Source organism: Rummeliibacillus sp. G93, assembly GCF_023515935.1.
In the GTDB taxonomy this organism is placed as follows: Bacteria; Bacillota; Bacilli; order Bacillales_A; family Planococcaceae; genus Rummeliibacillus; species Rummeliibacillus stabekisii.
The window spans coordinates 1,206,201-1,218,979 of record NZ_CP097314.1 but is presented as its reverse complement, the minus strand read 5'-3'; the positions used below and the strand labels follow the sequence as shown (position 1 = coordinate 1,218,979).

The 12,779-nt window shown below is 38.7% G+C and carries 10 protein-coding genes, 1 other RNA gene and 1 other annotated feature; all 11 genes read right to left on the bottom strand.

All coding sequences use genetic code 11. The features are described from left to right. Window positions 1–149: 149 nt before the first annotated feature. Complete coding sequence (locus M2M59_RS06030; RefSeq protein ID WP_249775758.1) at window positions 150–911, bottom strand: tRNA threonylcarbamoyladenosine dehydratase; 762 nt, start codon at window positions 909–911, stop codon at window positions 150–152. A gap of 134 nt (window positions 912–1,045) precedes the next feature. After that, window positions 1,046–1,741, bottom strand: coding sequence for a glucosamine-6-phosphate deaminase (locus tag M2M59_RS06025; protein ID WP_371923809.1), 696 nt, complete (start codon window positions 1,739–1,741; stop codon window positions 1,046–1,048). Between the two features lie 17 nt (window positions 1,742–1,758). Next, complete coding sequence (gene ptsP / locus M2M59_RS06020; protein WP_249775757.1) at window positions 1,759–3,480, bottom strand: phosphoenolpyruvate--protein phosphotransferase; 1,722 nt, start codon at window positions 3,478–3,480, stop codon at window positions 1,759–1,761. Next, window positions 3,474–3,743, bottom strand: coding sequence for a phosphocarrier protein HPr (locus tag M2M59_RS06015; RefSeq protein WP_147193913.1), 270 nt, complete (start codon window positions 3,741–3,743; stop codon window positions 3,474–3,476). The genes ptsP and M2M59_RS06015 overlap by 7 nt, the downstream gene beginning before the upstream one ends. A gap of 18 nt (window positions 3,744–3,761) precedes the next feature. After that, the gene (locus M2M59_RS06010; RefSeq protein WP_249775756.1) at window positions 3,762–4,481 is read right to left on the bottom strand and encodes a sugar isomerase domain-containing protein; all 720 of its coding nucleotides are present in this window, start codon (window positions 4,479–4,481) and stop codon (window positions 3,762–3,764) included. A 3-nt stretch (window positions 4,482–4,484) separates the two neighbouring features. After that, window positions 4,485–5,207 carry a GntR family transcriptional regulator gene (locus tag M2M59_RS06005; RefSeq protein WP_147193917.1) on the bottom strand — a complete coding sequence of 241 codons (723 nt, stop codon included), beginning with the start codon at window positions 5,205–5,207 and terminating at the stop codon, window positions 4,485–4,487. Window positions 5,208–5,241: 34 nt separating this feature from the next. Beyond that, window positions 5,242–6,393: an N-acetylglucosamine-6-phosphate deacetylase gene (nagA, locus tag M2M59_RS06000; RefSeq protein WP_249775755.1), complete on the bottom strand. Its 1,152-nt coding sequence runs from the start codon at window positions 6,391–6,393 to the stop codon at window positions 5,242–5,244. 212 nt (window positions 6,394–6,605) lie between these two features. Next, a complete protein-coding gene (gene nagE / locus M2M59_RS05995) occupies window positions 6,606–8,549 on the bottom strand; it encodes an N-acetylglucosamine-specific PTS transporter subunit IIBC (RefSeq protein ID WP_249775754.1) in 1,944 nt (647 codons plus the stop codon). Window positions 8,550–8,769: 220 nt separating this feature from the next. Next, window positions 8,770–8,961, bottom strand: a non-coding RNA gene (ssrS, locus tag M2M59_RS05990) — 6S RNA. 249 nt (window positions 8,962–9,210) lie between these two features. After that, complete coding sequence (gene aspS, locus M2M59_RS05985) at window positions 9,211–10,989, bottom strand: aspartate--tRNA ligase (RefSeq protein WP_249775753.1); 1,779 nt, start codon at window positions 10,987–10,989, stop codon at window positions 9,211–9,213. Window positions 10,990–10,991: 2 nt separating this feature from the next. Then, window positions 10,992–12,281, bottom strand: a complete 1,290-nt coding sequence (gene hisS / locus M2M59_RS05980; RefSeq protein ID WP_249775752.1) for a histidine--tRNA ligase — start codon at window positions 12,279–12,281, stop codon at window positions 10,992–10,994. 79 nt (window positions 12,282–12,360) lie between these two features. After that, window positions 12,361–12,600 (bottom strand) — a binding site (T-box leader). Between the last annotated feature and the right edge of the window lie 179 nt (window positions 12,601–12,779).

Below are 12,779 nucleotides of genomic sequence, written 5' to 3'. Positions count from 1 at the left end.
CAATATTGAGATTTTTCAGCTCAATCACTATACACATCTATCCTATCATATAATTTCCTATAACATCCTTATATTTCTTTTTTTAGATAACTTACGTCCTAAAATATTAAAAAACCGTATTCACACAGTACATGCGAATACGGCTACAATTAATCACGAACACGTTGTATTTTAATGTCTTTTAGAATATCATTAATGACCCAGCTAGCTGCAAACAGTCCTGCTGTAGATGGGGCAAACGCATTGGATGAAGGCGGCATTTTAGCTTTCCGAATCTCTGCGTCTGGATTACCAACTGTTTGAGCTACATCTTGTCGTATTACAATTGGGCTCTCATCAGAGAAAATAACTGGAACGCCTTTTTTGATACCTTCTTTTCGCAATTTTAAGCGAATCACTTTTGCAAGTGGATCAGTATGCGTCTTAGAAATATCTGCAATTTTGAAACGTGTCGGATCAGTTTTGTTAGCTGCTCCCATACTTGAAATGATTTTGATATTGCGTTTTAGACATTCTTTAATCATATGGATTTTGTATTTGACCGTATCTGAAGCATCTATGACATAGTCTGGCTGATAGCTAAAGAATTCTTCGTATGTTTCTTCAGTATAAAACATATGAAGGTCAATTACTTCACACTCAGGGTTGATGTCTGCTATTCTTCTTTTCATAACTGCTGATTTAGATTTGCCGATTGTCGATAGATATGCGACTAATTGGCGATTGATATTGGTAATATCTACATCATCTTTGTCCACCAAAATAATACGACCTACTCCGCTTCTTGCACATGCTTCTGCAGCAAAAGATCCCACACCGCCGACTCCTAAGATGGCAACTGTCGTATTTTTAAGCTTGTCCAAGCCTTCTTGGCCAATAGCTAATTCATTTCTTGAAAATTGATGCAACATGATATCGCACTCCTTCTACTTAAGTAAACCAAGTAACTTACTAAGATAAACAAAACAAATTATAGCATGAAAATGTAATTGAAAATAGACTCTTGATAAAAAAGAAGGCCTTAGAATCTAGGCCTTCTCTTTATCTAGAAATCCAAATCTGTCAAAACAATCACGTTTGGATGATTGTTTAAGACGGTTACTGGCACCTCTTCAGTCATATTCCCATCGATTAAAGATTTGATCGCATCTCTTTTTTTCTCTCCCACTGCGATTAAAAGGATGTATTTCGCCCTCATAATGGATTTTATACCCATTGTAATCGCTTTTTCAGGAACTTCATCAATTGATTCAAAAAATCGTGCATTAGCTGTTCTTGTAGAAGGTGTCAAATCTACGACATGGGTTTCACTGTCAAAAGAAGTACCCGGTTCATTGAAACCGATATGTCCATTTTCACCTACGCCTAATAATTGAAAATCAAGAGTTAGGGATTGTAAAAGCTCCTCATATCGCTTAGCTTCTAATTCTGGATTTGTAGCTTCTCCATTAGGTAAATGAGAATTTTTGAAAGGCTTCTCTTTAAACAATTGTTGCGTCATAAAAGAAAGGTAGCTTTCAGGATGTTCTTTTGGTAATCCAACGTATTCATCCAAATTTACACTCTCACAGTTAGAGAAGTCAATTGAGCTATTTCGGATACGTTCGTATAAAGGAAGCATTGTTCCTCCAGTTGCAAGTCCGAAAGTTTTAGCTCCATTGTCTTTCTGCTCCTCAATCAATTGAAAAGCTCGAGTATATAATTGATCTAGGTCCTTCACGGTTTCTAATTGAATAGCCAACTGGTCACTTCCCTTTTCTATTTAGTTTCCTTCATTAAATATTGTGTTACATAGCTTGAAACTTCTTTATTGGAGGAAAGTTGCAGAATCTTTTCTATATGCTTTTCTAAATCTTCTTTTGAAGATTTGGCGATTTGTGCACGTGCCCTAAGTATTGAAGATGCACTCATTGAGAATTCATCTAGTCCCATTGCAAGCAAAATAGGAATTGCTATCTCATCGCCTGCCATTTCGCCACACATACCTACCCATTTGCCTTCTTTATGAGCGCCGTCAATGACACTTTTCACAAGACGCAAAATAGCAGGATTATACGGTTGATACAAATAAGAAACTTTTTCATTCATCCTATCTGCTGCAAGTGTGTATTGAATTAAATCATTTGTGCCTATAGAAAGAAAGTCTGCTTCCTTCGCGAATAAATCGGCCATAACAGCAGTAGAAGGTATTTCAACCATCATACCGACTTCAATGGTATCGCTTACTTCTTTGCCTTCGGTTACAAGCTCCTTTTTCACATCCTCTAGAATGGCTTTCGCTTCTCTAAATTCATCAAGTGTTGCGATCATAGGAAACATAATTTTTAAATTGCCATAAATGCTTGCACGAAGCAATGCACGGAGCTGCGTTCGGAACAATGCTGTATCATCTAAACAAAGGCGAATGGCACGGTGGCCTAAGAAAGGATTCATTTCCTCTTCCATTTTCAAATATGGAAGCTTCTTGTCGCCACCAATATCTAACGTCCGAACTACTGTTGGCTTTCCTTTCATCTTTTCAAGAACAGATTTATAGGAAAGAAATTGTTCTTCTTCAGATGGCAAATCAGTACGGTCCATATATAAAAATTCTGTTCGGAATAAACCTACGCCGTCTCCGCCGTTTTCTAACACAATATCTGCATCTTCAGGCTTACCGATATTCCCAGCGATTTCAACATGGTGTCCGTCTCTACTTATGCTTGGCTCGCCCTTAAACTGCTCAAAGTATGCACGTTCTTCAAGATAAGCTTTTTGAGCCGTTTGGTATGTACCAACTATCTCCGGCTCTGCATCTACTATAACATCGCCTTTTGAACCATCTACAATGACTAATGATCCTTGTTGGATATCTTTTGTCGCTGTTTTGGCGCCAACAACCGCTGGGATTTCCATTGTTCTAGCAAGAATTGCTGAATGGGAGGTTCTACCACCGATATCTGTCACAAATCCTTTAACATGTGTTTTATCGAGTTGAGCCGTCATAGACGGTGTAAGGTCATTTGCGATTATGATTACATCTTCATTTAAATGGCTGTAATCTGGTATCTCTACATTCAATAATTTTGACAATAAACGCTTTGACACATCTCGTATATCTGCCGCTCTTTCTTTCATGTAAGCATTCTCCATTACCTCAAACATCTCGATAAATGTGGTTGATACCTCATGGAGAGCAGCTTCTGCATTCGTACCTTCATCGATTTTCCCATCAATCATACCGAGCATTTCAGGATCCTCTAATACTAGCAAATGCGCTTGGAAAATGGCTGCTTTATCAGGTCCAAATTTCCTTTCAGCTTCTGCTTTGATTCCTTCTAAATCCTTTTTAGCTTCGGCTACAGCATTTTTCAGACGCTTTTTTTCTTCCTCTGAATCGCCGATGGAGACTTTTTCAAATGACAAGTCTGGTTCTACTAAACAATACGCTTTAGCAATGGCAATACCGTTTGATACGGCAATCCCCTTCATTTCTAGCATTCTTCACCAATTCCTTCTGTAGAAAGAACATTTTTGACTTTGTTTAAAGCTTCATCTGCATCGCTTCCTTCCGCAGATACTAAAATCTCTGCTCCTGAAGGAATGCCCAGTGACATCACACCCATAATTGATTTAAGGTTTACCGTTCTGTCATTATACGTAAGCTGAACCTCTGATGAGAATGGTGTTACAGCTTGTACTAAAACTGTACATGGTCTTGCATGTAAACCTTCTGATGCTGTAATGTTAAATTTCTTTTCCATTGTAAATACCTCCAAGAGTTAATTAAAATTGACCCGCTTTTGATATTGTTCTATCAAAGCTTCATTATTCTTTCCTGCTTTATCCACATTTGCACTAGAAAATACTGGAGCGCGCTCCTCTTTTTCCATAATTATCTCCACCACTTCACTTATCAAAGCATTCAACATGCAAGAACCGATGGTTGTAGAGACAGGACCATATTGCAGATCGCCTCTGTAAAGGACGCCATCGCCAACAGGCACATGAGTATCTATTATCACATCTACTACATCCTCAAGCCGTTTGTGTGAAAAGTGCCTTGAAGATTCCCTTGAATAGTTAAGAGACTGAAGCGAGATGGTGGTGATTTTTAACTTTTTTGCTAAAAGTGCAACGTCAATTGGAACAGCATTTCGCCCAGATGTAGAAATAATAAGAAGGACATCTCCATCGTGCAAATCAAAACTTTCTATATGCTTTTCAACAAAATTTGGATCTTTTTCATTTTTAGAAGAAGTGAGCGCACCACTGTGAAGCATAAGGGGTTCTATACTAATTGGTTTGGCAGGAACCAATCCGCCTGCCCTATAAAATGCTTCTTGAGCCAGAAGGTGAGAATGTCCACAGCCAAATAACTGTAAAATGCCCCCTTTGTTCACGCTCTCTGCAATTAGTATCGCTGCCTGTTTTATGGCAGGCATTTCCTTTTCATATACATCTTTTAAAAGATGCGTGACTTCAGCAAAATAATTGTTCATGTGTCACCTCGTAATCTCGCTTATAAACTTATAACGGTCTGCGCGATACACGCTGCGCACAAGTTCAAACGGCCTTCCGTTCGATAAATAACTTGTTCTTTTGATAATCAAGACAACTGCTTTTTGCCCAACGTTTAGATATTTTGCATCCTCTTTTGAAACAATAGCGGCTTCCATCTGCTGTGTGGCATTGTGAATGTCTAGTCCGTATTCCTGCTCAATCAATTGATAGAGAGATCCACTTAGCTGATCTTTGCTTAAGTTTGGGACAAGTTTAACAGGTATATACGTCCTTTCAATAGCCATGGGAAGATGATCCGCATTTCGAATACGCACTATAAAGTATACCTCATCTTCATCGTTTAAACCTAAATCTTGCTTTATTTCAAAAGAAGGTAGTTGTTTCTCAAACAGTACTATATCACTGCTCGGCTCCATACCTCTTGCGATCATATCCTCCGTAAAACCGGTCAAACCATTGAGCGGCTGTTCAAATTTAGGATCAGCCACAAAAGTGCCTCTCCCTTTTTCCCTATATAGCAAACCACTATTAACTAATCCTGTAATCGCTTGCCTCACTGTCATCCTGCTGACATTGTATGTCTCAGACAGCTCCCTTTCGGAAGGTATAGAAGATCCTTTAATGTACTCGCCAACCGCTATCTTTTCTTTGATGATATCTTCAATCTGTATATATATAGGCACATGCGAATTCCGATCAACCAAATCTATTCAACACCTTTAAATTAATGAACTTACACTACAGATTTTCAATGACGTTGCCTTTTTTAATCGTCTTTTGAATCTTTAAGTCTTTATCCAATAAAACGAGATCGGCGTCATAATGTTCTTTGATTCTTCCCTTGCCAGTCAAATTCAATTGCTTTGCCGCATTGAAGGATGTCATAGCGACAAGTTCTTGTAGTGTACAGTTGGTTGCTTCTTTCATATTTCGAAGAGCTTGATCCATTTTTAATACGCTGCCAGCCAATGCGCCATTCTCTAAATGAGCGCCACTCTCTGTGACATGAACAAGCTGCCCACCTAAATCGTAGTCACCATAGGGTAAGCCTTTCGCTCTCATTGCGTCGGTAATTAAAATAATATGCTCGGCGCCTTTCATTTGATAAGCAAGCTTAACTGATTCCTTATGTGAGTGAATGAAATCGACAATGATCTCTGCTTGAATTTCATGCAGAAGCAATGTACCTCCTACCACGCCTGGATCCCTATGATGGAAGGGGCGCATTTGATTATAAAGATGCGTTCCTTGTTTCACGCCAAGAACTACTGCTTTTTGCACTTCTTCAAAAGTTGCATCTGAATGACCGATAGAAACTACAACGCCTGTCTTTGCGACATTTTCTACAAATTCAAATCCGCCATCTGTTTCTGGTGCTACAGTTACTTCTTTAATCCTGTATCCGCTAAGTTCTTGAAACCGTTGGAATAATGATAATTGGGGTGGAATAATATGCTCGAGCGGCTGTGCACCCGCGCGTTTTTTCGAAACAAACGGACCTTCCAGGTGAACGCCGACCATTTCGGCTTCATCTATCCCACTTTGAAAAACAGCTAAATTTTTTAGTGCTTCTTCTATCGTGTCAATCGATTGAGTCATGGTAGTTGCAAGAAAACTGGTTGTCCCCTCTTTCAGCAGAGATTTCGCCATTATATGAAGCGATTCTGGCGTAGCATCCATTGCATCACTACCAGCTGATCCATGTATATGCAAATCGATAAATCCTGGAAGAAGATATTGGTTAACGCCATCTATCACTTCATCTGCTTCTATCTCTATCAAACGGCCGATGTGTTGAATAACGCCATCTTTTATATAGACGTCATAATTGTCCATACGTTCATCGGCATTTACAATGGTTACATTTTTTATCAGGCATGTTTGCTTCAAATTTAACATCTCCTAAAGAAAATCCAGGTGTCTAACAGAAAACTTTAAATATAATGTTACATAGCTTTAAAACACTTTATGATTGGAATGAAGTGAAATCAGCTTCTATTCCACATTTAGACCCAAGCTTTCTGGACTGTAGAGTTTTAGCTGATTTCACTTTTATTAAAGCTACAACATTCTTTAATCTGTTGTTATACCTGACTTAAATTTTATTCTTCTAATCTGATGATATTTGATGTTCCATTACGTTGGTAGCCTGTTTTTTCAAGCTTCACGCTTTTATCTTGTGAGTTTGTAAAGATTACAGGTGTCGCAATGGATGGAGCATTTTCTTTAACATATGCCCAGTCAACTTTGATTAAATCATCCCCGCGTTGAATAAGCTGGTCTTGTTTTACTAGCACCTCAAAGCCTTTACCATTTAATTTTACCGTATCAAGGCCGATATGGATTAAAATTTCTATTCCTGTATCCGTTACAAGGCCAATTGCATGTTTTGTCGGGAAGATCATCATCACTTTTCCGTCAACAGGTGATTGTATAACACCGTCTTTTGGCAAAATACCGAAACCAGGACCCATCATGCCAGATGCAAATGCTTGGTCAGGTACTTCTGAAAGTGGAATTACATCACCTGTTACCGGCATAACAAAGTCTTCCGGCAATAAGTTCGTATGTGTAACATCTGTCTCTTCCAATGCTGCTTCACTTACTACATTTTTGGGAGCTGGATTTCCTTTGACGATGCGTTTTTTCATTGCATCTGCCAAAAATTCTACAGACGTACCAATGATGACTTGCAAGTTTGTTTTACTGATGCGCATAACACCACGTGCACCATATTTTTTCAATTCTTTTTCGTTCGCCAAACCCGCATCTTTTACAGTTAAACGAAGGCGTGTCGTACAATGATCCACTTGCACGATGTTTTCCTTGCCGCCTAGCGCTTCAATTGTATGATAAGCTTTTGCATCAAGTACTTCATCTTCTGTTCCTTGCATTGTTTCTGTTTCCTCATCATCGTCATCTTCACGGCCTGGCGTTTTTAAATTGAATTTTGTTATTAAGAAATAGAAAATTACAAAATAGATAGCGCCAAATGCTAAACCAAGAGGTATAAGCAAGAAAGGTTTTTGTGCGATACCGAGATTCAATAAATAATCTATTAGACCGGCAGAGAAACCAAAACCATCATGAATATTTAATGCAGCCGCTATCATTAAAGAGATACCCGTTAATACAGCGTGCACTGCATATAAAACTGGAGATAAGAACATAAATGTAAATTCGATTGGTTCTGTTACCCCTGTAACAAAAGCTGTTAAGGCGATTGACAGGAACATACCGCCCACAATAGCGCGTTTCTCTTTTTTAGCTGCAAAGTACATAGCTAAACAAGCTGCTGGCAAACCAAACATCATAATCGGGAAGAAACCAGCTTGGAAGAGTCCTGCTGCTGGATCTCCAGCTAAGAAACGAGGAATATCTCCTTTTACTACTTTACCCGCAGCATCCGTAAATTTACCAAAGTCAAACCATACTATTGTATTGATTACATGATGCAAACCAATCGGAAGTAACAAACGGTTTAAGAAACCGTAAACCCCGTATCCAATAGCGCCTGCTCCGATAATCCAGTTACCTGTAGAATCAATAACTCCTTGAATTGGTCCCCAAATATAAGCAAGCAACGCGGCAATTATAGCCATAGTGATCGAGGTTATTATGGGGACAAATCGTTTGCCGCCAAAGAATGAAAGCCACTCAGGAAACTTTACATTATAAAATTTATTATATAAAAGTCCTGCGACAATACCCGAAACAAGCCCTCCGAAAACACCCATATTCAAATCTTTATCTATTTTTTCAAGTACACCTGATAAAACTAAATAGGCTATCGCCCCAGCTAACGCTGCACCCCCATTGTTGTCAAAAGCAAAACCCATCGCAATACCAATAGCAAAAATAATTGGGAGATTACCAATTATTGCATTACCTGATGCTTCCATAACCTTGGCGACAATTTGAATAAATTTCACATGGCTACTCCCAATCATATCAGGCGAGCCAAGCCGAACAAGCAATGCAGCTGCAGGCATGGTTGCAATCGGGAACATTAGCGATTTACCAATCTTTTGCAAGAAACCTAACATTTCAATACACTCTCCTTTGTTTTGGTATAGTTGTCTATACCAATTAGTATAAAGCGTTTTCATACAATAATAAAGTATTATTTTCCTCCAGAAGATATACCCTCTTTTGCTATAAAATATTGCCGGTTTTAAAAAATTAATCATGTATTTCTAGCATTATATTCCATAAAAAAATCCTCTGATTCTTAGAGAATCACAGGTTATCAATCTTACAATATGAACAAATCCCGATTGTGCCGTCGAGTAATGCAAATAGCCTTGAACCCGCACTCTAGCAGGTGGGTGTCGTATTCGAAACTTTAAAAGTCCCCTACTAAGTAAAGGGCATGTTTGCCATTCCAAAATGAGCAACTCCCAAAGACGATATGTTCGGTCAAGACGATATGAGCTTCAACGAACACCTCAGGATTTGTTGTTAAATACATATTAACACGAAAGTTTTGAAAAATCAAAATAAAAGTTTTTACTCTTTAATTATTAATCTTTCATTCGTGCTCCTTACATTTCTTTGACTTAATTCTCATCAGTCTTCAATCGAGCTGATAATAATATTAAATCTTGTAAGATAAGAATATATACCACTCTCACACAAGAGTTAAACATAAAAAAAGAGAATCGAGAAATTTTTCTCGACCTCTTTTTTTATCACTTTTAGGTTTAATTATAATTCATCCGCAAGTGTTTTTGTTTTAATATGAAGTTCATCTAATTGCGCTTCTGATACTTCGCTTGGCGCTTCAGTCATTAAGTCGCTAGCAGATGCTGTTTTAGGGAATGCAATGGTATCACGTAGATTATCGCGGCCAGCTAACAACATTACTAAACGGTCTAAGCCGAATGCAATCCCGCCGTGAGGAGGAACGCCGTATTCAAATGCATCCATCAGGAAACCAAACTGTTCATTCGCTTGTTCTTTTGTAAAGCCAAGCACTTCGAACATTTTTTCTTGTAATTCTTTTTCGTAAATACGTAATGAACCGCCACCCAACTCGTAACCATTAAGAACGATATCATATGCTTGGGCACGTACTTCGCCTGGAGCTGTCGCCATTTTTTCAAGATCTTCTTCAAATGGGCGTGTGAATGGATGGTGTGCTGCTGTATAGCGTCCTTCTTCTTCTGAGTACTCTAGCAGTGGCCAATCAGTGATCCAAAGGAATGCAAATTGAGATTCATCAATTAGACCTAAATCTTTTCCTAATTTCTTACGAAGTGCACCAAGTGAATCTGCAACAACTGAACGTTTATCTGCTACAAATACTAGCGTATCACCTGGCTCTGCACCCATGCGTTCCATTAATTTTTGGCCAAATTCATCTTGGAAGAACTTGCCGATTGGGCCTGTTAAACCTTCTTCTGTTACTTTCATCCACGCTAAGCCTTTTGCTCCGTAGCGGCCAACGTATTTTGTCAATTCGTCTAAGTCTTTACGAGAATATTTGTCGTTGGCACCTTTAATGTTCAAGCCTTTAACTTCATTGCCGGCTTCAACTGTTTGAGCAAATACTTTGAAGTTACAGCCTTCTACCACATCAGAAAGTTGGATTAACTCCAATCCAAAACGGACATCGGGCTTATCAGAGCCATAGCGAGCTATTGCTTCGTCGTATTTCATGCGTTGGAATGGACGTAGGATCTCAATGTCCTTAATATCTTTCATTACTTTTTGAATCAATCGTTCATTTAAGTCTAAAATTTCCTCTTGCGTCATGAAACTCATTTCCATGTCTATTTGCGTAAATTCAGGCTGTCTGTCAGCACGCAAGTCTTCATCACGGAAACAACGAGCAATTTGGAAGTACTTTTCAAAACCAGATACCATCAACAATTGTTTGAACAATTGAGGTGATTGAGGCAATGCATAAAATTCACCTTCATGAACACGAGACGGCACAAGATAGTCACGCGCGCCTTCTGGAGTAGATTTTGTCAGAATTGGTGTTTCTACTTCCAAGAAACCTTCATCTTGCAGGAAGTTACGGATGACTTTTGTTACGTCTGAACGCATTTTAAATGTGTTATACATTACAGGACGGCGCAAATCTAAATAACGATATTTCAGACGCAAATCCTCATTTACTACAATACGGTCCTCAATTTGGAATGGCGTTGTTTTGGCTTTATTAATTAATTCAACTTTGTCTACATAAACTTCGACCATACCTGTTTCCATATTTGGATTAATCATATCATCTGCACGGCGTTTTACTTCGCCTTCCACTTCGATTACATATTCTGTACGGAAGCTATCAGCTAAATCAAGCGCTTCTTGTGAGTTTTCTGGAGTAAATACGATTTGTACAATCCCTGAGCGGTCGCGCAAATCAATAAAAATCAAGCCGCCAAAATCTCTTCGGCGTTGTACCCATCCTTTTAAAACCACGCGCTCACCTGCATGTTCGCCGCGTAAAATACCACATTCATGTGTTCTTATAGCCATCTTTACTTTTCCTCCATTTGCTTCTGCTTCTGTTTTGTTAAATATTCTACTAAATCGAAGAACGGCACTTTCTCTTGATCGCCTGTAGCCATATGTTTTACAGCCACTTGTTGTTCCGCTAATTCTGTTTCACCTAGCACGATAACCCATGTAGCCTGTTTTCGGTCGGCTGACTTCATTTGCGCTTTCATTTTGCGGTCCGTGTAATCAAGCTCTGTTGAAATGCCTTTTGCTCGGAATGAGCTAGCTAGCTCAACCGCTTTTAACTTCGCATCTTCATCCATAGCAACAATATACATATCTAACTGGTCTTCAATATCCAACTCTTTGCCTTCTGCTTCCAATGCTAGTAGCAAGCGTTCAATACTCATACCAAAACCAATACCTGGTGATTCAGGTCCACCAATTTCTTCTACTAAGCCGTTGTATCTTCCGCCGCCACATAATGTTGTGATGGAACCAAAGCCTTTTGACGTACTCATAATTTCAAATGCTGTGTGATTGTAATAGTCTAATCCACGTACTAGGTTAGGATCCACTTCATAAGAGATGCCTAAGACATCTAAATACTGTTTTACTTTGTGGAAGTAATTCGCAGATTCTTCGTTTAAATAATCTGTCAATGCTGGAGCAGTCGCCATTAACGGATGATCATGATCTACCTTACAATCCAAAATACGTAAAGGATTTTTTTCTAATCGCGATTGGCAATCTTGGCAGAATTCATCAATATGTGGCTTAAAATGATTAACTAGAGCTTCTCTGTGATTTGCACGTACCTCTTGATCCCCCAGTGAATTGATGACAAGCTTCACATCTTGAAGGCCTACACTGCTATAAATATTCATAGCTAGGGAAATTACTTCTGCATCAATAGCTGGGTCTTTGCTTCCAATTGCTTCTACACCAAATTGAACAAATTGGCGATAACGACCAGCTTGTTGTCGTTCATAACGGAACATTGGCCCTAAATAAGATAGCTTAATCGGCTGATCTGGCTGGCCAAACATTTTATGTTCTACATATGATCTAACAACACCTGCTGTACCTTCTGGGCGCAATGTTAATGAACGATCCCCTCTATCTTTAAACGTATACATTTCCTTTTGTACGATATCAGTGGTGTCACCTACACTACGCGTATACAATTCAGTACTTTCAAAAATTGGTGTGCGGATTTCTGGATAGCGGTAAAGATGACATAGCTCACGGATAATCTCCTCAACTTTTTGCCATTTTTCTGTTACACCAGGTAATAAATCCTGCGTACCTCTAGGAACTTTAAAATTCATAGTAGAACTCCTTTCTATTTTAAAAAAGATCAACTAGTGCTTAATCCTAACAAAAAAGGCCCTCGCCCCCTGCATAAATGCAAGGGACGAGAGCTCTATAGCTTCCGCGGTTCCACCCTAGTTGATCTAGTATAATGACTAAATCCTCTCAAATCGGATAACGGCCGATTCCGTTTCCCCCTACTAGAACCATGTCCGTTCGAAGAAAAGCCTCTCAAGTGTTATTCACAAATCAGTACGATGGAAAAGCTTGCAGCCACGGCTTATTCCTCTCTAAAAAGTACTTGCTGATTGTTACTTTCTTGGTCTTTGGCGATCAATTTTTTAGATAATACTTATAATATCATTTCTAAGGAATATGTCAACTATTGCTCTATCTTTGTTTGATCTAGGTTTTCTTGTATATTTTATATTTTTTTATCATCAAAATTTTAACAAAATTTAAAAGCTGTATTTATGAAGTTTTCCCGAAAGATGTGGAATAAAGGAAAAATTTTT

Excerpts from the sequence above, each read along its gene's own strand:
- M2M59_RS06030 (WP_249775758.1), bottom strand. The coding sequence starts at position 911 with ATGTTGCATCAATTTTCAAGAAATGAATTAGCTATTGGCCAAGAAGGC.
- ptsP (WP_249775757.1), bottom strand. The coding sequence starts at position 3,480 with ATGCTAGAAATGAAGGGGATTGCCGTATCAAACGGTATTGCCATTGCT.
- M2M59_RS06015 (WP_147193913.1), bottom strand. The coding sequence starts at position 3,743 with ATGGAAAAGAAATTTAACATTACAGCATCAGAAGGTTTACATGCAAGA.
- M2M59_RS06010 (WP_249775756.1), bottom strand. The coding sequence starts at position 4,481 with ATGAACAATTATTTTGCTGAAGTCACGCATCTTTTAAAAGATGTATAT.
- nagE (WP_249775754.1), bottom strand. The coding sequence starts at position 8,549 with ATGTTAGGTTTCTTGCAAAAGATTGGTAAATCGCTAATGTTCCCGATT.
- aspS (WP_249775753.1), bottom strand. The coding sequence starts at position 10,989 with ATGGCTATAAGAACACATGAATGTGGTATTTTACGCGGCGAACATGCA.
- hisS (WP_249775752.1), bottom strand. The coding sequence starts at position 12,281 with ATGAATTTTAAAGTTCCTAGAGGTACGCAGGATTTATTACCTGGTGTA.